The sequence below is a fragment of the Kitasatospora sp. HPM-01-4 genome, from assembly GCF_051374625.1.
Taxonomy (GTDB): Bacteria; Actinomycetota; Actinomycetes; order Streptomycetales; family Streptomycetaceae; genus Kitasatospora.
The window spans coordinates 673,187-699,687 of record NZ_JBPQGP010000005.1 but is presented as its reverse complement, the minus strand read 5'-3'; the positions used below and the strand labels follow the sequence as shown (position 1 = coordinate 699,687).

Below are 26,501 nucleotides of genomic sequence, written 5' to 3'. Positions count from 1 at the left end.
CGGTTCGGCTGATCCGCTGAGCGGACAGCTCTCATAGCTCATTCCCCAGCCGTGCGGCCGGGCGGGAGACACCCGTCCGCGCCGAAATCTGACGTGCAATTCCCGTGGAGGTCCTCAGTTGTCCCGTCGTGACGGTATCGCCTTTCCCCTGACCGCTGCCCAGCGCGAGATCTGGCTCGCCGAGCAGCGGTCGGGAACGGCGAGTGCGGCCTATCGGATCGGCGAGTACCTGGAGATCCACGGACCGGTCGATCCCGGGCTGTTCGAGAACGCGCTGCGGCAGGTCGTCGACGAGGCCGAGGCGCTGCACGTCCGGTTCGAGGACGAGGGCGACGGTCCGGTGCAGGTGCGGTCGGTCAGGGACTGGCGGCTGCCGTTCGTCGACCTCGGTGCGGAGCCCGACCCGCGCGCCGCGGCCGAGGAGTGGATCGCGGCGGACATGGCCAGGCCGATGGACCTCCGCGACGACCTGCTGTTCGGGTTCGCCCTGGTCAGGCTGGGGGCCGAGCACTTCCTCTGGTACCACTCCTACCACCACATCGTGATGGACGGGTTCGGGTACTCCCTCATCGCGCGGCGGGTGGCGGAGACCTACACGGCCCTGGTGGAGGGCCGGCCCGCGGGACCGGCCGCCTTCGGCTCCCTCCAGGACCTCCTGGACGGCGAATCGGCCTACCGCGCCGCACCGCGGTTCGCCGCGGACCGCTCCTACTGGATGGCGCGCCTCGCCGACCGCCCGGAGCCGGCCCCACTCGCCGGAACGTCGCCGGGCGGGCGGTGCACCGGTGTCGTCCGCAGGACCGGGCCGATGGCGCCGACGACACCGGGGGCGCTGGAGGCGGCGGCCCGGCGGCTCGGCGTGCGCTGGACCCGGCTGCTGATCGCGGCGACCGCGCTCTACGTGCACCGGCTCACGGGTGCGCGCGACGTCGTGGTCGGCCTGGCGGTCGCCGCCCGCCCGGATCCGCTACTGCGATCCGTGCCCGGTACGGTGTCCAACGTGGTGCCGCTACGGCTGGAGGTCCGGCCGGAACTGACGCTCGCGGAGCTCGTGGCGCAGGTCGCCGCGGAGGTCGGTGACGCGGTGGAGCACCAGCGGTACCGCAGCGAGGAACTCCACCGGGATCTCGGCCTGCCGGGCACCATCGGCACCGCCTTCTCTCCCGTCGTCAACATCATGTCGTTCGACTACGACGTGCGGTTCGCCGGGCACCGCATCACCGCGCACAACGTCTCCCACGGGGCGGTGGCCGGTCTCTCGGTCACCGCGTGGGACAGGCGGGACGGCTCCGGACCGCGAATCGCGCTCAAGGCGGACCCGGAGCTCCACGGCGACGCCGACCTGGCCGATCACCAACTGCGCCTGCTGCGGCTGCTGGACACCATCGCGGCCGCCGGAGGGGACCTGCGGCTCGGCCGGATCGACCTGCTGTCCGCCGCCGAGCGGCACGAGGTGCTGGTTGCCCGCAACGACACGGCGGCGGCGGTCCCGGCGGGCACCGTGGCGGAGCTGTTCGAAGCACGGGTCGCCGGGACGCCGGACGCGGTGGCGGTGGTGTCGGGTGAACTGTCGCTGACGTACCGGGAGTTGAACGCCCGGGCGAACCAGTTCGCGTACTCGTTGATCGAGCGCGGGGTGGGCCCGGAGCAGGTGGTGGCGCTGGTGCTGCCGCGTTCGGTGGAGTTCGTCGTGGCGGCGCTGGGGGTGCTGAAGGCGGGGGCCGCCTATCTGCCGGTGGACCCGGACTACCCGCCCTCACGCGTCGAGTTCATGCTCACCGACGCGCGGCCGGTGCTGGTGGTCGACGACCCGGAGAAGGTCCGGTCGGCGGTCGGCCCGCACCGGCCCGATCCGGTGGTCGGGTCGGGTCCGCGGCAAGCGGCCTACGTGATCTACACCTCCGGGTCGACCGGGCGGCCCAAGGGGGTGGTGGTGAGCCACGCCGGCATCGCCGGGCTGGTCGCCGCCCAGGTCGAGCGCTTCGCGATCGAACCCGGCAGCAGGGTCCTGCAGTTCGCCTCGCCGAGCTTCGACGCCTCCGTCTCGGAGCTGTGCACGGCGCTGCTGTCCGGCGCGACCCTGGTGCTGGCGACGGACGGATCGCCGCTCACCGCGCTGACCGACGGCGCAGCGCGGGTGACCCATGTGACCCTGCCTCCCTCGGTGCTGGCGACCCTGGCCGAGGACGGCCTGCCCGCCCTGTCGACCGTGATCGTGGCGGGCGAGGCGTGTCCGGCGGATCTGGTGGCGCGCTGGTCCACGGGCCGGCGGATGATCAACGCCTACGGCCCGACCGAGACGACGGTGTGCGCGACGATGAGCGACCCGCTCGCACCGTCGGACCGGGTGCCGCCGATCGGCCGGCCCATCGTCAACGCCCGCGTGTATGTGCTCGATCCGGCGCTGCGGCCGGTTCCGCCGGGCGCGGCGGGGGAGTTGTACGTCGCCGGGTCCGGTCTGGCCCGTGGCTATCTGAACCGGCCGGGGCTGACCGCCGAGCGGTTCGTCGCCGACCCGTACGGGCCGGCCGGCTCCCGGATGTACCGCACGGGCGACGTGGTGTGCTGGAGGGCGGACGGATGCCTGGAGTTCGCGGGCCGGTCGGACCAGCAGATCAAGGTCCGCGGCTTCCGGATCGAACCCGGCGAGGTCGAGGCGGCGCTCGCCGACCACCCCGGGGTGGCGCAGAGCGTCGTGCTGGCGCGCGGTGACCGGCTGGTCGGGTACGTGGTGCCGGCCGGGGAGGGTGCGGTACGGCCCGCGGAGCTCCGCCGCCACCTGCGGGAGCGGCTGCCGGACCATCTGGTGCCCTCGGCGTTCGTGCTGCTGGACGCCCTGCCGCTGACGCCGAACGGGAAGCTGGACCGCGGTGCGCTGCCGTCCCCCGAGCCCGCCGCCGGGAGCGGCCGGGCACCGAGGACGCCGCAGGAGCACCTGCTCGCCGAGCTGTTCGCCGAGGTGCTGGGGGTGCCCGAGGTCGGCCTGGACGCGGACTTCTTCGAGCTCGGCGGGCACTCCCTGCTGGGCACCCGCCTGATCTCCCGGGTGCGGGCCACCTTCGGCGTCGAGCTGGGGCTGCGCGGTCTGTTCGAGGCCCCGACGGTGGCCGAGCTGGCCGCCCGGCTCGGCGACGCGGGCCGGGCCCGGCCCGCACTCCGGGCCGGGCAGCGGCCCCAGGTGGTGCCGTTGTCCTTCGCGCAGCGCCGGCTGTGGTTCCTCCAGCAGATGGAGACCACCGGTGCGATGTACAACATCCCGATGGCGCTGCGGCTTTCGGGCGGCCTGGACCGGTCGGCGCTCCAGGCGGCGCTGGCGGACGTGGTGGCGAGGCACGAGGCCCTGCGGACGGTCTTCCCGGCCGTCGACGGGGTACCGCGGCAACGCGTGCTCGACCCGGAGGCCGCGCGCCTCGGGCTGCGGGTGACCCGGGTCCTCGAGCCGGACCTGCCGGCGCGGCTGGCGGAGGCGGCCGCCCACCGCTTCGACCTGGCGGCACAGCCGCCGGTACGGGCCGAGCTGTTCACGGTCGGACCGCAGGAGCACGTGTTGCTGCTGGTGGTCCATCACATCGCCGGGGACGGCTGGTCGACGGGGCCGCTCTCGCGCGACCTGGCGACCGCCTACACCGCGCGGTGCCAGGGCCGGGAGCCCGGCTGGGCGCCGCTGCCGGTGCAGTACGCCGACTACACGCTGTGGCAGCACCGGCTGCTCGGCGACCGGGACCAGACGGACAGCCTGTTCGCCGAGCAACTCGCCCACTGGACCTCGGCGTTGACCGGACTTCCGGAGCAGCTGGAGCTGCCCTTCGACCGGCCCCGCCCGCTGGTGGCCTCCAACCGCGGCGGACGGGTGTCGGTGCGACTGGACCCCCGACTGCACCTCGGTCTGCGCGAGCTGGCGCGAGCGGGCGGGGCGAGCCTGTTCATGGTGCTGCAGGCCGGGCTGGCCGCCCTGCTGAGCAGACTCGGCGCCGGCAGTGACATCCCCTTGGGGACACCGGTCGCCGGACGGACCGACGAGGCCATGGACGAGCTGGTCGGCTTCTTCGTCAACACCCTGGTGCTGCGCACCGACACCTCGGGCGATCCCACCTTCAGCGAACTGCTGGGCCGGGTGCGCGAGGGCGCGCTCACGGCGTACGCGCACCAGGACGTTCCGTTCGAGCACCTGGTCGAGGTGGTGAATCCGGCCCGCTCGCTCTCCCACCACCCGCTGTTCCAGACGATGCTGGCCCTGCAGAACGCGCCGACGGGGGCCTTCGAGCTGCCGGGCCTGAGCGTGTCACCCGTTCCGGTGTCCACGGGCAGTGCCAAGTTCGACCTCTTCTTCGCGCTGACCGAGCACCGCGATGCGAACGGCGGTCCCGGCGGTCTGACCGGCACCGTCGACTTCGCCGTCGACCTGTTCGACCCGGCCACGGTGGAGGCGCTCGTCGCGCGCTGGCTGCGACTGCTGGAAGCCGTGGCCGCCGATCCGGGGCAGCGGATCGGCCGGATCGACGTGCTGTCGAAGGAGGAGCGCCGTCAACTGCTCGCCGGCCACCGGGACACCGTGGCCGAGGCCCCCGCGAGCGGCATCCCCGAGCTGTTCGAGGCCCAGGCCGAGGCCCACCCGGACGCGGTGGCGGTGGTGTCCGAGGACACCGCGCTGACGTACCGCGAGCTGAACGCCCGGGCGAACCGGCTGGCCCACGCGCTGCTCCGACGCGGCGCGGGACCGGAGCGGTTGGTGGCCCTCGCCCTGCCCCGCTCGGCCGAACTGGTGGTGGCGGTCCTCGCCGTGCTGAAGACCGGAGCGGCGTATCTGCCGGTCGACCCGGACTACCCGGCCGCCCGCATCGAGTTCATGCTCGGTGACGCGCGGCCCACGCTGCTGGTGACCGACAGCAGGACCGCAAAGGGCCTGTGCGGCGGCCTTGACGGGACCGACCGGCTGCTGCTGGACGACCCCGCCCACGCCGCCCTGGTGGCGGCCTGCCCCGCCACCGATCCCGGCATCGCCGTCGATCCTCGGCACACCGCCTACGTCATCTACACCTCGGGATCGACCGGCCGGCCGAAGGGCGTACTGATCCCGCACGGCAACGTCGTGCGCCTCTTCGAGAGCACCCGCGAGCTGTTCGGGTTCGGCTCCGAGGACGTATGGACGCTCTTCCACTCCTACGCGTTCGACTTCTCCGTGTGGGAGATCTGGGGCGCGCTGCTGCACGGCGGACGCCTGGTCGTCGTCTCCCATGAGACCAGCCGCTCGCCCCGGCGGTTCCACGAGCTGCTGGCCCGCGAGCGGGTCACCGTGCTCAACCAGACGCCCTCGGCCTTCTACCAGTTGATGCAGGCCGACAAGGAGAGCCCCGAGGCGGCACGGCCCTCGGCGCTGCGCACCGTCGTCTTCGGCGGCGAGGCGCTGGAGCCCGCCCGGCTGGCGGACTGGTACCGGCGGCACCCGGACGACGCGCCGCTCCTGGTGAACATGTACGGCATCACCGAGACCACGGTGCACGTCACCCATGTCGAGCTGAACCGGCGGAGCACCACCGGGACCACCGCCAGCGTCATCGGACTGCCGATCGCGGACCTGTGCGCCTATGTGCTGGACGCCGCGCTGCGGCCGGTGCCGCCGGGGGTGGCGGGGGAGCTGCACGTGGCCGGTGCCGGGCTGGCACGCGGGTACCTGAACCGGCCGGGGCTGACCGCCGGGCGGTTCGTCGCCGATCCGTACGGGGCGGCGGGCACCCGGATGTACCGGACCGGGGACGTGGTGCGCCGCCGGGCCGACGGTGAGCTGGAGTTCGTCGGCCGGGCCGACGAGCAGGTCAAGGTCCGCGGCTTCCGGATCGAGCTGGGCGAGATCGAAGCCGTCCTCGCCACCCACCCGGACGTCGCGCAGGTCGCCGTGGTCGCGCGGCGGGTCCGGGCCGACGACACCCGGCTGATCGGCTATGTGGTGGCCGCCTCCGGCCGCACCCCGCAGCCGGAGGAGCTGCGCCGCCACCTGCGGGAGCGGCTGCCGGAGTACCTGGTGCCGTCGGGGTTCGTCATGCTGGACTCCCTGCCGCTGACGGCGAACGGGAAGCTGGACCGCCGGGCACTGCCGGCCCCGGAGCCCGGCACGGCGGACGCGGGACGGGCACCGAGGACGCCCCAGGAGCAGCTGCTGGTCCAGCTGTTCGGCGAGGTGCTCGGGGTGTCCGGGATCGGGGTCGACGACAGCTTCTTCGATCTCGGCGGGCACTCCCTGCTGGCGACCCGGCTGATCGCCCGGGTGCGGTCGGTGCTGGGAGTCGAGACCGAGCTGCGGGCACTGTTCGAGGCACCGACCCCGGCCGGACTCGCCGCCCGGCTCGGCACCGCCGGCCGGGCCCGGCCCGCACTCCGCGCCCGGCCGCGGCCTCAGACGGTGCCGCTGTCGTTCGCGCAGCGGCGGCTGTGGTTCCTGGACCGCCTGGAAGGGGCGGGTGCGACCTACACCATCCCCTTGGCGCTGCGGCTCTCGGGCGGGCTCGACCGGTCCGCACTGGAGGCGGCGCTGGCGGACGTGGTGGAGCGGCACGAGAGCCTGCGGACGGTCTTCCCCGAGGTCGACGGTGTGCCGTGCCAGCGGGTGCTGGACGCCGGGGAGGCCTGGCCCCGCCTGGAGGCCACCGCCGTCGAGGAGTCCCGGCTGACCGAGGAGCTGGTAGCGGCGGCGCGGCTGCCCTTCGACCTGGCGGCACAACCACCGCTGCGGGCCAGGCTCTTCGAGGTCGGGGCCGAAGAACACGTACTCCTGCTGACGGTCCATCACATCGCCGGGGACGGCTGGTCGATGGGCCCGCTGGCGAGTGACCTCGCGGCCGCCTACGCGGCCCGGTGCGGCGGCCGGGAGCCCGGCTGGGCGCCGCTGCCGGCGCAGTACGCCGACTACACCCTGTGGCAGCGGGAGCTGCTGGGCGAGGAGGCGGACCCGGACAGCCTTTTCTCGCAGCAGAGTTCGTACTGGACCGGGGCGCTGGCCGGGATCCCGGAGCAGCTGGAGCTGCCCTTCGACCGGCCCCGTCCCGCCGTGGCGTCCGGCACCGGCGGCCAGGTGGCGCTGAGGCTGGACCGCGACACCCATCGAGCCCTGTCGGACCTGGCCCTCGGAAGCGGAAGCAGCCTGTTCATGGTGGTGCAGGCCGCTCTCGCGGCGCTGCTGACCAGACTCGGCGCCGGCAGTGACATCCCCGTCGGCAGCCCGATTGCCGGGCGTACCGACCGGGCGCTGGACGACCTGGTCGGCTTCTTCGTCAACACCCTGGTGCTGCGCACCGACACCTCGGGCGACCCCTCCTTCACCGAACTGCTGGACCGGGTACGGGAGACGGCGCTGGCCGCGTACGCGCACCAGGACGTCCCGTTCGAGCACCTGGTCGAGCTGCTGAACCCGGCCCGATCGCTGTCCCGGCACCCGCTGTTCCAGACCATGCTGGTGCTGCAGAACGCCCCGGCGGCCGAGTTCGACCTGCTGGGCCTGCGGGTGAGCGACGTCCGGGTGCCGATCGGGACCGCCAAGTGCGACCTGGCCTTCAGCCTCTCCGAGCGGCGGGCGGCGGACGGCTCTCCCGACGGGCTGGAGGGCATCGTCGAGTACAGCGCCGACCTGTTCGACCCGGCCACGGTGGAGGCGCTCGCCGCGCGGTGGGTGCGGCTGCTGGAGGCCGTGGCGGCCGACCCCGGCCGGCGGATCGGCCGGATCGACCTGCTGTCGGACGAGGAACACCGCGAGGTGGCCGCCGGGCAGAGCCCGACCGTGGCCGAGGTCCCCGCGACCGGCATCCCCGAGCTGTTCGAGGCCCAGGCCGAGGCCCACCCGGACGCGGTGGCGGTGGTGTCCGAGGACACCGCGCTGACGTACCGCGAGCTGAACGCCCGGGCGAACCGGCTGGCCCATGCGCTGCTCCGACGCGGCGCGGGGGCAGGGCGGCTGGTGGCCCTCGCGCTGCCCCGCTCGGCCGAGCTGGTGGTGGCGGTCCTCGCCGTGCTGAAGACCGGAGCGGCGTATCTGCCGCTGGACCCGGACTACCCGCGAGAGCGCATCGAGTTCATGCTCGACGACGCGCGGCCGGTACTGGTGATCGACGACCTCGACACCGTCCGGGCGACGGATGGCCTTCCGGAGGGGAACCCCGGCATCCGGCTGAGCCCGCGGCAGCCGGCGTACGTGATCTACACCTCCGGATCGACCGGCCGGCCCAAGGGGGTGGTGGCGAGCCACGCGGGCGTGGTGAACCTGGTGACCCAGCACCGCAGGACGCTCTGGTCCGCGGACCGCCGGCTGCGGGTCGCCCTGACGGCGTCGGTCTCCTTCGACGCCTCGCTGGACCAGCTGATGTGCCTCCTCGCCGGGCACGAACTGCACGTGGTCGACCGGGCGACCTGGTCCGACCCCGACCTGCTGGCCGACTGGCTCGTCCACCGGCGGATCGACCTCCTCGACGCGACGCCGTCCTACCTCCAACTCCTGCTCTCCAGAGGGCTGTTCGAGGATCGGGACCGGCGCCCCTCGGTGGTCGTGGCCGGCGGCGAGGCGATCCCGGATCCGCTGTGGCGACAGCTGCGGTCGGTGGACGGGATCGAGTGCTTCAACTTCTACGGGCCGACCGAGTGCACCGTGGACGCGCTCGTGGCGCCGCTGGCGGGCTCGGACCGTCCGGTGATCGGACGGCCGATCGTCAACACCTCGGCGTACGTGCTCGATTCGGCGCTGCGGCCGGTGCCGCCGGGGGTGGCGGGGGAGCTGTACCTGGCCGGTGCCGGGCTGGCGCTCGGCTATCTGAACCGGCCGGGGCTGACCGCCGGGCGGTTCGTCGCCGACCCGTACGGAGCGGCGGGCACCCGGATGTACCGGACCGGGGACGTGGTGCGCCGCCGGGCCGACGGCGAGCTGGAGTTCGTCGGCCGGGCCGACGAACAGGTCAAGGTCCACGGCTTCCGGATCGAGCCGGGGGAGATCGCGACCGTGCTCGCGGCACACCCGGCGGTGGCACAGAGCGTGGTGACCGCCCAGGACGGCCGGCTGGTGGGACACGTGGTGCCCAGGCCCGACCGCACCGTCAGCCCGGCCGAACTGCGCCGGTACCTGCAGCAGCGGCTGCCGGAGTACCTGGTCCCGTCGGCGTTCGCCGTCCGCGACGCCCTGCCGCTGACCCCGAGCGGCAAACTGAACCGCCGGGCGCTGTCCGCCCCGGAGCCCGGCACGGCGGACGCGGGCCGGGCACCGAGGACGCCGCAGGAACAGCTGCTGGCAGAGCTCTTCGCCGAGGTGCTGGGGGTGTCCGGGGTCGGGGCCGAGGACAGCTTCTTCGACCTGGGCGGGCACTCCCTGCTGGCCACCCGGCTGCTCGCCAGGGTGCGGTCCGTGCTGGGTGTCGAAGTGGAGCTGCGCACGCTCTTCGAGGCTCCGACGGTGGCCGGGCTGGCGGCCCACCTCGACGGCGCGAAGCCGGCCCGGCTCGCGCTGACCCCGCAGCCCCGGCCCGGCGCGGTGCCGCTGTCGTTCGCGCAGCGGCGGCTGTGGTTCCTGCACCGCCTGGAGGGGCCCGGCGCGACCTACAACATCCCGATGGCGCTGCGGCTCTCGGGCGGGCTCGACCGGTCCGCACTGGAGGCGGCGCTGGCGGACGTGGTGGAGCGGCACGAGAGCCTGCGCACGGTCTGCCGCGAGATCGACGGTGTGCCCTACCAGCGGGTCCTGGACGAGGTCCGCATCGGGCTGCCGGTCACCGAGGCCGCTGAGCCCGACCTGCCGGCGCGGCTGGCGGAGGCGGCCGCCCACCGCTTCGACCTGGCGGCACAGCCGCCGGTACGGGCCGAGCTGTTCGCGATCGGGCCCGAGGAGCACCTGCTGCTCGTGACGGTGCACCACATCGCCGGGGACGGCTGGTCGAGCGGGCCGCTCGCGCGTGACCTGGCGACCGCCTACACCGCGCGGTGCCAGGGCCGGGAACCCGGCTGGGAACCGCTGCCGGTGCAGTACGCCGACTACACGCTCTGGCAGCACCGGCTGCTCGGCGACCGGGACGAGGCCAACAGCCTGTTCGCCGAGCAACTCGCCCACTGGACCACGGCGTTGGCCGGACTTCCGGAACGGCTGGAGCTGCCCTTCGACCGGCCCCGTCCAGCGGTGGCCTCCAACCGCGGCGCCCATGTGAGCGTCGAGCTGGACCGAGCGCTGCACGCCGGGCTCGCCGAGCTGGCACGCCGCCGCGGTGCCAGCCTGTTCATGGTGCTGCAGGCCTCTCTCGCGGCGCTGCTGACCAGGCTCGGTGCCGGTGGCGACATCCCCGTGGGGACGCCGGTGGCCGGCCGTACCGACGAGGCGCTGGACGACCTGGTCGGCTTCTTCGTCAACACCCTGGTGCTGCGCACCGACACCTCGGGCGACCCCGCCTTCACCGAACTGCTGGGCCGGGTACGGGAGAACGCGCTGGCCGCGTACGCGCACCAGGACCTTCCCTTTGAGCACCTGGTCGAGGTGCTCAACCCGGTCCGCTCGCTCTCCCACCACCCGCTGTTCCAGGTGATGCTGGCGCTGCAGAACGCGCCGACCGGTGAGTTCGAGCTGCCGGGACTGCGGGTGTCCGCCGTTCCGGTGCCGACGGGGACGGCCAAGTTCGACCTGTTCTTCGCCCTGTCCGAGCGGTACGGCCCGGAGGGCGGTCGTGCGGGGCTGAGCGGCGCCGTGGAGTACAGCACGGACCTGTTCGACCAGGCCACCGTGGAGACGCTCGCCGCGCGGTGGGTGCGGCTGCTGGAGGCCGTGGTCGCCGACCCGGAGCAGCGGATCGGCCGGATCGACCTGCTGTCCGCGGCGGAACGCCGCGAGCTGCTGGCCGCGGGTGAGGCCACCTCCGCCGAGAGCCGGGGGCTCGCCGAGCTGTTCCGGGCCCAGGCACAGGCGAGCCCGGACGCCGTCGCGGTGGTCTTCGAGGAGACCGCGCTGAGCTATGCGGAGCTCGACGCACGCGCCAACCGGCTGGCACACGAACTGATCCGGCGGGGCGCCGGTCCCGAGCGCATCGTCGCCCTCGCCCTGCCGCGTTCGCCGGAGTTCGTGGTGGCGGTGCTCGCGGTGCTGAAGACGGGGGCGGCCTACCTGCCGGTGGACCCCGGCTACCCGGCGGCCCGGATCGCGTTCATGCTCGACGACGCCCGGCCGACCCTGCTGCTGACCGACACCTCGACCGGCGCCGGCCTGCCGGAGGCCGAGCCGTCCGTCCGGCTGGTACTGGACGACCCCGGGAGTGCCGCCTCGGTGCGCTCGCACCCGGACAGTGACCCCGCGGTGCGGGTCGACCCCCGGAACCCGGCCTACGTCATCTACACCTCCGGTTCCACCGGCCGTCCCAAGGCCGTCGTGATGCCGGTCCTCGCCCTGGTCAACCTGCTGGGCTGGCACCATCGGGCCCTGGGCGGAGGCACGGGGACCAGGACCGCCCAGTTCACGGCGGTCAGCTTCGACGTCTCGGTGCAGGAGATCCTCTCCGCGCTGCTCTTCGGCAAGACGCTGGTGATCCCCACCGAGGAGGAGCGGCACAGCGCGGAACTGCTGGCCGAGTGGCTCGACCGGCACCGCGTCGAGGAGCTGTTCGCGCCGAACCTGGTCCTGGAGGCGCTCGCCGAGGCCGCCAACGAGCGCGGGCTCGATCTGCCGAACCTGAGGGAGATCGCCCAGGCCGGTGAGGCGCTGCGCCTGGGCGGCCAGGTCCGCGAGTTCCACCGGCGCAGGCCCGGCCGGCTGCTGCACAACCACTACGGGCCGGCCGAGACCCATGTGGTCACCGCCTGCACACTGCCGACCGGGCTCGACGACTGCCCGCTGCCGGTGCCGATCGGCCGGCCGATCGCCAACACCCGTGCGTATGTGCTGGATCCGTCTCTGCAGCCGGTACCTCCCGGTGTCGTCGGTGAGCTGTACCTCGGCGGTGCCGCGCTCGCGCGCGGCTATCTGAACCGGCCGGGACTGACCGCCGAGCGGTTCGTCGCGGACCCGTACGGTGCGGCCGGTTCGCGGATGTACCGCACGGGTGATCTGGTGCGCCGGAGGGCTGAGGGGGAGCTGGAGTTCGTCGGCCGGGCGGATGACCAGGTGAAGGTGCGCGGCTTCCGGATCGAGCTCGGCGAGATCGAGGCGGCACTGGCCGCCTGCCCGGGCGTCGCGCAGAGCGCGGTGATCGCGGACCGGGCCCGGGCCGGTGACCTGCGGCTGGTCGCCTACGTGGTGGCGGCCGGGGAGGGTGAGGGCCTGCCGGAGGCGCTGCGGGCACAGCTTGCCGACCGGCTGCCGGACTACATGCTGCCCGCCGCCTTCGTCTCGCTGGACCGGCTGCCGCTGACGGCGAACGGGAAGCTGGACCGGGGTGCTCTGCCGGTGCCGGAGTTCGGTGTGGATCAGGTCGGCCGGGTCGCGAGGACGGCGCAGGAGCAGGTGTTGTGCCGGTTGTTCGCGGAGTTGTCGGGTGTGGCCGAGGTGGGTGTCGACGCGAACTTCTTCGAGTTGGGTGGGCATTCGCTGTTGGCGACGCGTCTGGTGTCGCGGGTGCGTGCGGTGCTGGGTGTGGAGTTGGAGTTGCGGGCGTTGTTCGAGGCGCCGACGGTGGCGGGGTTGGTGGCGCGGCTTGCCGGTGCGGGGCGGGCGCGGCTTGCGCTGGGGGCCTGTGAGCGGCCTGCGGTGGTGCCGTTGTCGTTCGCGCAGCGGCGGTTGTGGTTCCTGCACCGCCTCGAAGGCCCGAGCGCGACCTACCACATGCCGCTGGCCCTGCGGCTCTCGGGCCGGCTGGACCGGGCGGCGTTGGAGACGGCGCTGGCGGATGTGGTGGGTCGGCACGAGAGTCTGCGGACGGTCTTTCCCGAGGTTGACGGTGTGCCGTGCCAGCTGGTGCTGGACGAGGTCCGCGTTGGGCTGCCGGTCACCGAGATCGGTGAGTCGGAGCTGTCGGAGCGGCTCGCCACGGTGGCCCGGTACCACTTCGACCTGGCGGTGCAGCCGCCGTTGCGGGCCGAGTTGTTCGCGGTGGGTCGGGATGAGCATGTGCTGATGCTGGTGGTGCATCACATCGCTGGAGACGGGTGGTCGTTGGGGCCGCTGTCGCGTGATCTCGCGGTGGCGTACGCGGCCCGTTGCCGGGGTGGGGCGCCCGAGTGGGCGGCTCTGCCGGTGCAGTACGCGGACTACACCCTGTGGCAGCGGGAGTTGCTGGGGGAGGAGTCCGACCCGGAGAGCCTGTTCGCCCGCCAGTTGACGTACTGGTCGGAGCAACTGGCCGGCTTGCCGGAGCAGTTGCAGCTGCCCACCGACCGCCCACGCTCCGCCGTAGCGTCCAACCGGGGAGAGCTGCTCGACGTCTTCGTCGATGCCGGGCTGCATGCGGGGTTGGTGGAGCTGGCCCGGCGGAGCGGGACGAGCCTGTTCATGGTGTTGCAGGCGGGGTTGGCGGCGTTGTTCAGTCGTCTGGGTGCGGGGACGGACATCGCGGTGGGCAGTCCGGTGGCCGGTCGTACGGATGAGGCGCTGGACGATCTGGTCGGGTTCTTCGTCAACACGTTGGTGCTGCGGACGGATCTGTCCGGGGATCCGGGCTTCGTGGAGCTGCTGGGCCGGGTGCGGGAGGTTTCCCTTGGTGCGTACGCGCATCAGGATCTGCCGTTCGAGCATCTGGTGGAGGTGCTGAACCCGGCGCGGTCGCTGTCGCACCATCCGCTGTTCCAGGTGATGCTGGCGCTGCAGAACGCCCCGCTGGGCGACTTCGACCTGCACGGCCTGCGGGTGTCCGGTGTCGGCGTGCCGACCGGTACCACCAGGGTCGATCTCACCTTCAGCCTCACCGAGCGGCGGCGAGCGGACGGCAGCCCCGGGGGAATCGGCGGTCTGATCGAGTACAGCACCGACCTGTTCGACGCCGGGACTGTCAGTACTCTCTTCGCCCGCCTGATCCGGCTGCTGGCGTCGGCGGTGGCCGATCCCGCGCGGCCGGTGAGCAGGCTCGACATCCTCTCCGCCGAGGAGCGCCGGCAGCTGCTGGCGGAGTGGGGTTCCACCGCCGGGGCCGGGGCCGGTCCCGCCTTCCCCGCGCTGTTCGAGGCGCGGGTGGCGGAGGTGCCGGATGCGGTGGCGGTGGTGTCGGGTGAACGGTCGCTGACGTACCGGGAGTTGAACGCTTCGGCCAACCGTTTCGCGCATGCGCTGATCGAGCGCGGGGTGGGCCCGGAGCGGGTGGTGGCGCTGGTACTGCCGCGTTCGGTGGAGTTCGTGGTGGCCGTGCTCGCGGTGCTGAAGGCGGGGGCGGCCTATCTGCCGGTGGACCCCGGGTATCCGGCGGAGCGGATCGCTTTCATGCTGGACGATGCGCGGCCGGTGCTGGTGGTGGATGATCCGGCCACCGTGTTGCGTTCGGACGGGTATCCGGAGACGAACCCGGCGGTCGCGCTGAGGCCCGGGCATCCGGCCTATGTGATCTACACCTCGGGTTCGACCGGGCGGCCCAAGGGTGTGGTGGTGAGCCATGCGGGCATCGCCAACCTCGCCGCCGCGCAGGCCGAACGCTGGGGGATCACCGCTGACAGCCGGATCCTGCAGTTCGCCTCGCCCAGCTTCGACGCGTCGTTCTGGGACCTCTGCGGTGCCCTGCTGTCCGGTGCGGCCCTGGTGCTGGCACCGTCCGAGGATCCCGTATCCGCGTTGACCGACCCCGCTCTGCGGGCGACGCATGTACTGGCGCCGCCTTCGGCGTTGGCGGCGGTGTCCGAGGGCGCCGTGCTGATGCCGACGCTGGTCGTGGGAGGCGAGGCCTGTCCGCCGGAGCTGGTGGCGCGGTGGGCGCCCGGGCGGCGGATGATCAATGCGTACGGTCCGACCGAGGTCACGGTGTGCGCGACGATGAGTGATCCGCTCGTGCCGTCGGGCCAGGTGCCGCCGATCGGCCGGCCGATCGCCAACGTCCGTGCGTACGTGCTGGATTGGGCGCTGCAGCCGGTTCCGCCGGGGGCGCCGGGAGAGCTGTATGTCGCCGGTGTCGGGCTGGCTCGTGGCTATCTGAACCGGCCGGGGCTGACCGCCGAGCGGTTCGTGGCCGACCCGTACGGTCCGGCGGGTTCGAGGATGTACCGTACGGGCGACGTGGTGCGCCGGAGGGCTGAGGGGGAGCTGGAGTTCGTCGGCCGGGCGGACCAGCAGGTGAAGGTGCGCGGTTTCCGGATCGAGCTCGGCGAGATCGAGGCGGTACTGGCCGCCTGCCCCGGCGTGGCGCAGAGCGCGGTGATCGCGGACCGGGCCCGGGCCGGTGACCTGCGGCTGGTCGCCTACGTGGTGGCGGCCGGGGAGGGTGAGGGCCTGCCGGAGGCGCTGCGGGCACAGCTTGCCGACCGGCTGCCGGACTACATGCTGCCCGCCGCCTTCGTCTCGCTGGACCGGCTGCCACTGACGGCGAACGGGAAGCTGGACCGGGGTGCTCTGCCGGTGCCGGAGTTCGGTGTGGATCAGGTCGGCCGGGTCGCGAGGACGGCGCAGGAGCAGGTGTTGTGCCGGTTGTTCGCGGAGTTGTCGGGTGTGGCCGAGGTGGGTGTCGACGCGAACTTCTTCGAGTTGGGTGGGCATTCGCTGTTGGCGACGCGTCTGGTGTCGCGGGTGCGTGCGGTGCTGGGTGTGGAGTTGGAGTTGCGGGCGTTGTTCGAGGCGCCGACGGTGGCGGGGTTGGTGGCGAGGCTTGCCGGTGCGGGGCGGGCGCGGCTTGCGCTGGGGGCCTGTGAGCGGCCTGCGGTGGTGCCGTTGTCGTTCGCGCAGCGGCGGTTGTGGTTCCTGCACCGCCTCGAAGGCCCGAGCGCGACCTACAACATCCCACTGGTGCTGCGGTTGTCCGGCGGGCTCGACCGGGCGGCGTTGGAGGCGGCGCTCGCGGATGTGGTGGGTCGGCACGAGAGTCTGCGGACGGTCTTTCCCGAGATCGACGGTGTGCCGTGCCAGCGGGTGCTGGACGAGGTCCACGTAGGGCTGCCGGTCACCGAGATCGGTGAGTCGGAGCTGTCGGAGCGGCTGGCGGATGCGGCCGCCCACTGCTTCGACCTGGCGGTGGAGCCGCCGCTGCGGGCCGAGTTGTTCGCGGTGGGTCGGGATGAGCATGTGCTGATGCTGGTGGTGCATCACATCGCTGGCGATGGCTGGTCGCTGGGTCCGCTGTCGCGTGATCTCGCGGTGGCGTACGCGGCCCGTTGCCGGGGTGCGGCGCCCGAGTGGGCGGCTCTGCCGGTGCAGTACGCGGACTACACCCTGTGGCAGCGGGAGTTGCTGGGGGAGGAGTCCGACCCGGAGAGCCTGTTCGCCCGCCAGTTGGCATACTGGGCAGATCAACTGGCCGGTGTTCCCGAGCAGTTGCAACTGTCGACCGATCGGCCGCGCCCCGCCGTCGCGTCCTATCGCGGTGAGCGTCTGCTCATGGAGCTGGACCCCGGGTTGCATGCGGGGTTGGTGGAGCTGGCCCGGCGGAGCGGGACGAGCCTGTTCATGGTATTGCAGGCGGGGTTGGCGGCGTTGTTCAGTCGTCTGGGTGGGGGGACGGACATCGCGGTGGGCAGTCCGGTGGCCGGTCGTACGGATGAGGCGCTGGACGATCTGGTCGGGTTCTTCGTCAACACGCTGGTGCTGCGGACGGATCTGTCCGGGGATCCGGGCTTCGTGGAGCTGCTGGGCCGGGTGCGGGAGGTTTCCCTTGGTGCGTACGCGCATCAGGATCTGCCGTTCGAGCATCTGGTGGAGGTGCTGAACCCGGCGCGGTCGCTGTCGCACCATCCGCTGTTCCAGGTGATGCTGGCGCTGCAGAACGCCCCGCTGGGCGACTTCGACCTGCCCGGCCTGCGCGTCGTCAACATGTCGGCACCGACCGGCACCGCCAAGTTCGACCTGGGGTTCAGCCTCTCCGAGCGGCACGGCCCGGACGGCGCTGCGGCAGGCATCGTCGGGGTCGCGGAGTACGCGACGGACCTCTTCGATCCCGAGACGGTCGAAACCCTGGTCGCGCGCTGGATCCGGCTGCTGACGTCGGCGGTGGCCGACCCCGAACGGCCACTGAGCAGACTGGACATCCTCTCCGCCGAGGAACGCCGCCATCTGCTGGCGGGCTGCGATGACACCCCGGTGACGGCCCAGGACCGCACCGTGCCGACGCTGTTCGAGGCGCGGGTGGCGGAGGTGCCGGACGCGGTGGCGGTGGTGTCGGGTGAACGGTCGCTGACGTACCGGGAGTTGAACGCTTCGGCCAACCGGTTCGCGCATGCGCTGATCGAGCGCGGGGTGGGCCCGGAGCGGGTGGTGGCCTTGAAGCTGCCGCGCTCGGTGGAGTTCGTGGTGGCGGTGCTGGGGGTGCTGAAGGCGGGGGCGGCGTATCTGCCGGTGGACCCGGACTACCCGCCCTCACGCGTCGAGTTCATGCTCGCGGACGCACGGCCGGTGCTGGTGCTGGACGATGCCGCGACCGTGCTCAGCGCGGACGGGTACCCGGAGACCGATCCGATGGTCGCGGCGAGGCCGGACCACGCCGCCTATGTGATCTACACCTCCGGCTCGACCGGGCGGCCCAAGGGCGTGGTGGTGAGCCATGCGGGCATCGCCAACCTCGCCGCCGCGCAGAGCGAACGGTTCGGGATCGACGGAAGCAGCCGGATCCTGCAGTTCGCCTCGCCCAGCTTCGACGCCTCCGTCTCGGAGCTGTGCACGGCGCTGCTCTCCGGCGCGACGCTGGTCCTGCCGTCCTCGGGTTCGCCGGTGGAGGCTCTGACGGTCCGCCGGCTCGGGGTGAGTCATGCGACGGTGCCGCCCTCCGTTCTGGCCGCGCTGGCCGAGGACGGTCTGCCCGAGGGTATGACCCTGGTTGTCGCGGGTGAGGCCTGTCCGCCGGAGCTGGTGGCGCGGTGGGCGCCCGGGCGGCGGATGATCAATGCGTACGGTCCGACCGAGGTCACGGTGTGCGCGACGATGAGTGATCCGCTCGTGCCGTCGGGCCAGGTTCCGCCGATCGGCCGGCCGATCGCCAACACCCGTGCGTATGTGCTGGATTCGGCGCTGCAGCCGGTGCCGCCGGGGGTGCCGGGGGAGCTGTATGTCGCCGGTGTCGGGCTGGCGCGTGGCTATCTGAACCGGCCGGGGCTGACCGCCGAGCGGTTCGTGGCCGACCCGTACGGTCCGGCGGGTTCGCGGATGTACCGTACGGGCGATGTGGTGCGCCGGAGGGCCGACGGGGAGCTGGAGTTCGTTGGCCGGGCGGACCAGCAGGTGAAGGTGCGCGGCTTCCGGATCGAGCTCGGCGAGATCGAGGCGGTGCTCGCCACGCACCCCGCCGTCGCACAGTCGGCCGTGATCGCCCGGCAGGACCGGGCGGAGGCGGACCGGACGCTGGTCGCCTATGTGGTGGCAGGCGGTGACCGACGCCGCGACTCGCGGCTGGAGGACGAGCACGTCGGCGAGTGGCGGACCATCTACGACGCGCTCCCCGTCTCCCCCGACGACGCGGCCCTCGGCGAGAACTTCACGGGCTGGAACAGCAGTTATGACGCGCGTCCGATCCCGGTCGAGCAGATGCGGGAGTGGCGCGACGGGACCGTCTCCCGGATCCTGGCGCTCCGCCCCCGGCGGGTGCTCGAAGTCGGCTGCGGTACCGGGCTGTTGCTGGCCAAGGTCGCGCCGCACTGCGATGCGTACTGGGCCACCGACTTCTCCGCCACCGCGATCGACGCGCTGGCCGAGCAGGTGAGCCGGGAACCCGGACTGGCAGGGCGGGTCACCCTGCAGACCCGTCCCGCGCACGACACCGACGGGCTGCCGTCCGGTGCCTTCGACACCATCGTGGTGAACTCCGTCGTCCAGTACTTCCCGACCGCGGACTACCTCCGAGACGTGGTCGACCGGCTGATGGCGCTGCTCGCGCCCGGCGGCACCCTGTTCATCGGTGACGTGCGCAACCTGCGGCTGCTGCGACCGCTGGCCACCGCGGTGCAGCTGCACAGGGCGGGGCCCACGGCCGACCTGCCGGCTCTGCGCCGAGCGGTGGAGCAGGCCGTACTGGTCGAGAAGGAGCTCCTGGTCGACCCGGAGTTCTTCACCCTGCTGCGGGAGGGGTGCGGCGACATCGCCGGAGTGTCCGTCCAGGTCAAACGCGGCACCCACCGGAACGAGCTGACCCGCTACCGCTACGACGTCACCCTCCACAAGGGCCCAGTCACCCCGGTCGCCCTCGACGAGGCGCCCGAACTCGCCTGGGGCGGGCAGGTTAAGGACCTCGCCGAACTGGAGCGGATCCTGGCGGCTGAGCACCCCGACCGGCTCCGTGTCACCGGTGTGCCGAACGGCCGGGTGGTACGCGAGGCGGCGCTGGCGCGCGCGGTACAGGCCGGTGACACCCCGCTCGCCGACCTGCTGGAGCGGTTGCACGGCACCGAGGAGGACGGCCCCGTCGAGCTCGAGGCCTTCCACGGGCTGGGGGAGCGGTCCGGCCACTGGGTGGGGATCACCTGGTCGGCCACTGCCGCGGACACCGTGGACGTGCTCTTCGCCGATCCGGCGCGGCACCCGGACTTCCTGCCCGTCGGCCTGTACCGGCCCGCCGGAGCCGCCGGGGTGCCACTCTCCCCGCTGACCAACAACCCGGCGGGCACCCGCGAAACCGGCGCACTGGCCGGTGAGTTGCGCGAGTACCTGGGTGAGCGGCTGCCCGAGTACCTGGTGCCGACCGCGTACGTCCTGCTGGACCGGCTGCCGTTGACGGCCAACGGGAAGCTGGACCGCGGCGCCCTGCCCGCCCCCGACCTGGGGTCGGCCGGAGCCGGCCGGGCGCCGAGGACCCCGCAGGAGCAGCTGCTGGCCGAGCTGTTCGCCGAGGTGCTCGGCCTGCCCAGGGTCGGTGTCGAGGACGGCTTCTTCGCCCTGGGAGGGCACTCGCTGCTGGCGACCCGGCTGGTGTCCAGGATCCGCGCGACCCTCGGCGCCGAACTCGCGGTCCGCACCCTGTTCGAGGCACCTACCGTGGCGGCGCTCGCCGAGCGGCTGCCCGGCGCCGGGGAGGCCAGGCCGGCGCTGGTGTCCCGGCAGCGGCCGGACACGCTGCCGCTGTCCTTCGCCCAGCGCCGGCTGTGGTTCCTGCACCAGATGGACGGGCCCGGCGCGACCTACACCATGCCGCTGGCGCTTCGCCTGCGCGGCCGGCTCGACCGGCAGGCCCTTGAGGCGGCGCTCGGGGACCTGGTCGGCCGGCACGAGAGTCTGCGCACCGTGTTCCGCGAGGACGGCGGCGTACCGCTCCAGCACGTCCTCGGCGCGGGTGAGGCACGGCCGTCGCTGCCCGTCGTCGAGAGCGGAGCGGCGGAGCTGCCCGCACGGCTGGCGGAGGCGGCCCGGCGCGGATTCGACCTCGCCACCGAACCGCCCGTCCGGGCCGAGCTGTTCGCCCTCGGCCGGGACGAACACGTGCTGCTGGTCGTGGTCCACCACATCGCCGCCGACGGCTGGTCGATGGGGCCGCTCGCCCGCGATCTCGCCACCGCCTACGCCGCCCGGTGCCAGGGCGGGGAACCGGCGTGGGCACCCCTGCCGGTCCAGTACGCGGACTACACGCTGTGGCAGCGGGAGGTCCTCGGGGAGGAGTCCGACCCGCAGAGCCTGTTCGCCCGTCAGCTGGCCTACTGGTCCGGACAACTGGCCGGACTGCCCGAGCGGTTGCAGCTGCCGACCGACCGGCCGAGGCCCGCGACGGCCTCGCACCGAGGCGACCAGCTGGCGGTGCGCATCGACGCGGAGCTGCACGCGGGCCTGCGCGAGCTGGCGACGGCGAGCGGTACGAGTGTCTTCATGGTCCTGCAGGCCGCACTCGCCGCACTGCTGACCAGGCTCGGCGCCGGCACCGACATCCCCGTCGGCAGCCCGATCGCCGGCCGAACCGACCAGGCGCTGGACGACCTCGTCGGCTTCTTCGTCAACACGCTGGTGCTGCGCACCGACACCTCGGGCGACCCGAGCTTCACCGAACTGCTCTCCCGGGTGCGGGAGACGGCGCTCGCCGCGTACGCCCACCAGGACGTGCCGTTCGAGTACCTGGTCGAAGCACTCAGGCCGGCCCGGTCGCTGTCGCACCACCCGCTGTTCCAGATCATGCTCGCGCTGCAGAGCACTCCGGACGGCGGCTTCGAACTGCCCGGACTGGTGACCGGCTTCGAGTCGGCGCCGACCGGGACCTCCCGGGTCGACCTGACCGTCAGCCTGTCCGAGCAACTGGGCCCGGACGGGCGTCTGACCGGGATCCTCGGTGCGGTCGAGTACGCCACCGACCTGTTCGACCGGTCCACCGTGGAGGCGCTCTTCGGCCGCTGGACGCGGTTGCTGCGGGCGGTGGTGGCCGACCCGGACCGGCCGATCACCGGGATCGACGTCCTCTCCGCCGAGGAACGCCGGCTGCTGCTGGTGGAGCGCAACGACACGTCCGTCGAACTCCCCGACGCCGGGCTGCCGTCGCTGTTCGAGGCGCGGGTCAGGGCGACACCGGACGCGGTGGCCGTGGTGTGCGGGGACGAGGCCGTCAGCTACGCGCAGCTCAACGCGCGGGCCAACCGCCTCGCGCACGCCCTGATCGCGCAGGGGGCGGGCCCGGAGAGCGCGGTGGCGGTGCTGCTGGAGCGCTCGGTCGAGCTGGTGGTGGCGATCCTGGCCGTCGTCAAGGCGGGCGCGGCCTACGTACCGCTGGACCCGCGCTTCCCGTCCTCCCGAGTCGATCTGATCATGCGGGAGACCGGGGCCGGGGTACTGCTCACGGAGGACGTCCTCACCGCGCTGACCGGGTGCGAGTCCGACACCTCCGACCCCGAAGTCGGCTGCCACCCCCGGCAGCTCGCCTATGTGATGTACACCTCCGGATCGACGGGGAAGCCGAAGGGCATCGGGATCACCCACGGCGACGTGGTGGGCCTGGCCCTGGACCCGTGCTGGGCCGGCGGCGGGCACCGGAGGGTGCTGCTGCACTCCCCGACCGCGTTCGACGCCTCCACCTACGAGATGTGGGTGCCGCTGCTGGGCGGCGGACAGGTGGTCGTCGCGCCGGCCGGCCAGCTCGACGTCGACACACTGGCGGAGACGATCCGCCGCCACGAGGTCACCGGGCTGTTCCTGACGGTGGGGTTCTTCCACCTGGCGGCGGAGCAGCGGCCCGGCTGCTTCACGGGCGTGCGCGAGGTGTGGACCGGCGGCGACGTGGTGTCGCCCACCGCCGTCGCCGCGGTGCTGGCGGCCTGCCCGGGAACGACGGTGGTGCACGTCTACGGGCCGACCGAGACCACCACCTTCGCGGTGTGCCAGCCGCTGAGCGCACCGCCCGACCCCGCACGGACCCTGCCGCTCGGACTCCCGATGGCCAACACGCGCACCTACGTGCTCGACGTCGGGCTGCGGCCGGTACCGCCGGGCGTGGTGGGCGAGTTGTACCTCGCCGGGACGGGGCCGGCCCGGGGCTACCTGCACCAGCCCGGTCTGACCGCACAGCGGTTCGTCGCCGACCCGTACGGCCCCGCGGGGTCGCGGATGTACCGCACCGGCGACCTGGTCCGGTGGCGCGGTGACGGGAGGCTGGAGTTCGCCGGCCGGGCGGACGCCCAGGTCAAGCTCCGGGGCTTCAGGATCGAACCGGGCGAGATCGAGACGGTGCTCACCGGCCTCGCGGACGTCGCGCAGGCCGCCGTCGTCGCCCGCGAGGAGCAGCCGGGGGACAAGCGCCTCGTCGCCTACGTCGTGCCCGCGCCGGGCGGCACCATCGAGGTGTCCCGGCTGTCGGAGGAGCTTGGCCGGCGGCTGCCGCAGTACATGGTGCCCTCGGTGTTCGTGCCGCTGGAGGCGCTGCCGCTGACCGCCAACGGGAAGCCGGACCGCGGCGCCCTGCCCGCCCCCGCGTACGGGGCGGCGGCCACCGGCCGGATGCCGAGGACGCCGCAGGAGCAGCTGCTGTGCACCCTGTTCGCCGAGGTGCTCGGCCGCGAACAGGTCCGGATCGACGACGACTTCTTCGAGCTGGGCGGACATTCGCTGCTGGCCGCCCGCCTGGTGGCACGGGTACGGGAGACCCTCGGCCTCGGACTGGGGCTGCGCACCCTGTTCGAGGCGCCGACCGTGGCCGGACTGGCGGAACGGCTCGGCATGGACGAGCCCGCCGACGCCTTCGACGTGGTCCTGCCGCTGCGGCCGAAGGGGCGTCACACGCCGCTGTGGTGCGTCCACCCCGGCGGCGGGATCAGCTGGTCGTACTGCGGTCTGCTGAACCATCTCGGCCCGGAGTTCCCGATCTACGCGATCCAGGCCCGCGGCCTGGGCCGTCCGGAGCCCCGGCCGGCCTCCATCGAGGAGATGGCGGCCGACTACGTCGACCAGATGCGCAAGGTCCAGCCGGACGGCCCGTACCAGGTGCTCGGCTGGTCCGTCGGCGGCCTGGTCGCCCACGCGATCGCCACCGAACTCCAGAAGCGGGGCGAGAGGACCTCGCTGCTCGCCGTCCTCGACGCCTATCCGGTCGGCGACGTCGCGTTCGACGAACCGCCGGTCCCCACCGAACGGGACGTCCTGGTCGGCATCCTGGACTGCGATCCGCAACTGCTGGACGAGGGGCCGCTCACCTTCGCCGAGGTCTCCCAGGTGCTGCGCAGCCGGGGCAGCGCGCTGGCGAGCCTGGAGGAGCGCCACATCGCGGCCGTCGTCGAAATCATGATCAACAATGCCCGGCTCGCACTGGACTTCGTCCCCGGGCTGTTCGAGGGAGACCTGCTGCTCTTCAACTCGACGATCGACCGGGAGGAGGGCTCCCCGGACGCCCGTGTCTGGCAGCCGCACATCGGCGGCCGGATCGAATCCCATGACGTCACCACCCGGCACGACCGGATGACGCAGCCGGGATCGCTGGCCCAGATCGGGCCGGTCCTGGCCGCGCGGATCACCGAACTCCACCAGTAACGCCGAACCACCTGAGGGGACTTGACCATGACCAACCCGTTCGAGGACACCGACTCCCGCTACCTCGTACTGGTCAACGACGAGGGCCAGCACTCCCTCTGGCCCGCCTTCGCCGACGTGCCCGCAGGATGGACCGTCGCCCTGCCCGAGGACACCCGCCAGGCCTGCCTGGACCACATCGAGCAGAACTGGACCGACCTGCGGCCCAAGAGCCTGATCGACGCGATGAGCGTCCGGCAGTAGACGTGGTGCCCATGACCGACACCCGGGTCGCCGAGCGCCAGGAGGCGCCCGGCGACTTCACCGAGACGATGCGGACGCCCGAATTCCGCCGGGATCCCTATCCGTTCTACGCGCGGATGCGCCGTGAGGACCCGGTCCACCGCAGTTCGGCGGGCATCTGGTACCTCACCCGCTACGCGGACGTCGAGACGGCGCTGGGCGATCTGCGGCTGTCCAACGACCGGGAACGGATGACCCGGGCACTGGCGGCCCGCGACGGCCGCCTGCGCGACCTGAGCAAGCTCACCGCCAGGCTGGGCCGGGTCATGACCAACACGGACCCGCCGGACCACGCCAGACTGCGCAAGCTGGTCAACAAGGCGTTCACCGCCCGGCGGATCGAAGCGCTGCGCGACCGGATCCAGGCGATCGTCGACGACCTGCTCGACACCGCCGTGGCGGCCGGGCGCTCCATGGACGTCATCACGGCGCTGGCCGCACCGCTGCCCAACGCCGTGATCTGCGAGCTGTTCGGCATCCCCGACGGCGACCGGGAGCGCGTCACCGCCTGGTTCCGCCGGCTCGGCAGCCTCGCCGAGGACATGGCGCACGCCGAGAGCGTCGTCGACGAGTTCGAGGAGTACCTGTCCCAGCTCGTCCACCAGCGCCGCCGGGACCCGGCCGACGACCTGATCAGCGCACTGGTCACCGCACAGGCCCGGGGTGACCACCTCTTTGACGAGGAACTGCTCGCCACCGTCTTCATGCTCATCACGGCCGGAGACGAGACGACCACCAATCTGATCGGCAACGGCACCCTCGCGCTGCTGCGCCACCCGCAGCAGCTGCACCGGCTGCGCGAGGAGCCCGCGCTGATCCGCTCGGCCGTCGACGAGCTGGTGCGGTTCGACACCCCGACCCAGGCGATCATCCGGGTCGTCGCCGAGGAACTGACCATCGGCGGAAGGACCCTGGGCGAGGGCGAACTGGTGTACCTCGTCCTCGCCGCGACCAACCGGGACCCGGAGCGCTTCACCGAGCCGGACCGGCTCGACCTCGGCCGGGCCGGCAACCGCCACCTGGCCTTCGGCAACGGCCCGCACTTCTGCCTCGGCGGCCCGCTGGCCAGGCTGGAGGCCGAGCTCGCGATCGGGAGCCTGGTGCGCAGACTGCCCGCGCTGTCCCTGGACACCGACACCCTTCGGTGGCGGGACAACCCGCTGCAGCGCCGTCTCGTCGAACTGCCCGTCCGCTACTGACCACCACCCCCACGTCCCCGACACATCCCGACATACGAAGGAAACCCCGACCATGGCCAGGGAGTTCACCGTCAACCGGCAGTACGAGCTGTCGGCCACACCCGAGCAGGTCTGGAGCGCGGTCGCGACCGGCCCCGGAATCATCGGCTGGCTCTACCCGATGGAGGTCGAGCCACGAGTCGGCGGCGTGGTCTCCCGCGGGCCCTGCACCGTTCTGGAGTGGGACCCGCCGCGCCGGTTCGTGTGCCGCTACGCGAACGACGAGGGCTTCTCCAACACGCTGCACTACTACATCGACGGCCGCGGGAACGGTACGTCCAAGCTGGACATGGGGATCCACTGGGTCCACGAGGGCGTCGTGGACGACCGCTGGGACACCAAGGCCGACGCCGCACAGAAGCACGTGGACTTCTACCAGCACAGCCTCCAGCAGTACCTGAGGTACTTCGACGGACGGCCCGCCGCCTACATCAGGGCCGAGCAGCCGAAGCCCCCCACCGGGCCCGAGGTGTTCGCGACGCTGCGCCGGCGGCTCGGTATCTCGGAGGACACCGCGGTCGGCGACGCGCTCCACCTCGAACCGCGCGGTATCCACCCGCTCGACGTCGTCGTGGACTACCTGAGCGAGGACTTCGTCGGCCTGCGCTCCGACCACGGGCTCTACCGCTTCTTCAACGGCAGCGCCTGGAACTGGCCGGTCTGGCTGGGCCACCACCTCTTCGCCGCCGACGTCGACCAGGAGCGGGCCACCCAGGCGTGGAGCAAGTGGCTGGAGGACGTGTAGCCCCTCTGCCCATCCGCAGGTGCGACAGGGAAAGGGGCCGCGATGGAGACGGCGACCGAGCGGACGACGGTGCTGTGCACGGCCGAACTCATCGAGGAGAACGGCAGGTTCACGCTGGTCGTGAGGGATTTCGTGCGGGACACCGTGCAGCGGGCCGAAGTCTCCGGGGGAGCCGTCGACAGGCTCCCGTACTTCCTCTCCCTGCTGCGGTCGAAGCAGCGGGCCGGCTACTGAACCGAGCGTGAAGTCCGGCCGC

5 protein-coding genes are annotated in these 26,501 nt (G+C 72.7%); all 5 read left to right on the top strand.

The window, feature by feature from the left end; genetic code table 11:
* Positions 1–118 precede the first annotated feature (118 nt).
* The 5 genes from ACSMTC_RS02945 to ACSMTC_RS02925 are packed head-to-tail and all read left to right on the top strand — an operon-like array spanning position 119 to position 26,479.
* Complete coding sequence (locus ACSMTC_RS02945) at positions 119–23,980, top strand: non-ribosomal peptide synthase/polyketide synthase (RefSeq protein WP_436558050.1); 23,862 nt, start codon at positions 119–121, stop codon at positions 23,978–23,980.
* A gap of 27 nt (positions 23,981–24,007) precedes the next feature.
* Positions 24,008–24,223, top strand: coding sequence for an MbtH family protein (locus ACSMTC_RS02940; RefSeq protein WP_436558049.1), 216 nt, complete (start codon positions 24,008–24,010; stop codon positions 24,221–24,223).
* 11 nt (positions 24,224–24,234) lie between these two features.
* Positions 24,235–25,461 carry a cytochrome P450 family protein gene (locus ACSMTC_RS02935; protein WP_436558048.1) on the top strand — a complete coding sequence of 409 codons (1,227 nt, stop codon included), beginning with the start codon at positions 24,235–24,237 and terminating at the stop codon, positions 25,459–25,461.
* Between the two features lie 52 nt (positions 25,462–25,513).
* On the top strand, positions 25,514–26,245 hold the full coding sequence (locus ACSMTC_RS02930) for an SRPBCC family protein (RefSeq protein ID WP_436558047.1): 732 nt from the start codon (positions 25,514–25,516) through the stop codon (positions 26,243–26,245).
* Positions 26,246–26,287: 42 nt separating this feature from the next.
* Positions 26,288–26,479: a hypothetical protein gene (locus ACSMTC_RS02925; protein WP_436558046.1), complete on the top strand. Its 192-nt coding sequence runs from the start codon at positions 26,288–26,290 to the stop codon at positions 26,477–26,479.
* Positions 26,480–26,501 lie beyond the last annotated feature (22 nt).

Coding starts and splice junctions, on each gene's coding strand:
- ACSMTC_RS02940 (WP_436558049.1), top strand. CDS start 24,008: ATGACCAACCCGTTCGAGGACACCGACTCCCGCTACCTCGTACTGGTC.
- ACSMTC_RS02935 (WP_436558048.1), top strand. CDS start 24,235: ATGACCGACACCCGGGTCGCCGAGCGCCAGGAGGCGCCCGGCGACTTC.
- ACSMTC_RS02930 (WP_436558047.1), top strand. CDS start 25,514: ATGGCCAGGGAGTTCACCGTCAACCGGCAGTACGAGCTGTCGGCCACA.
- ACSMTC_RS02925 (WP_436558046.1), top strand. CDS start 26,288: ATGGAGACGGCGACCGAGCGGACGACGGTGCTGTGCACGGCCGAACTC.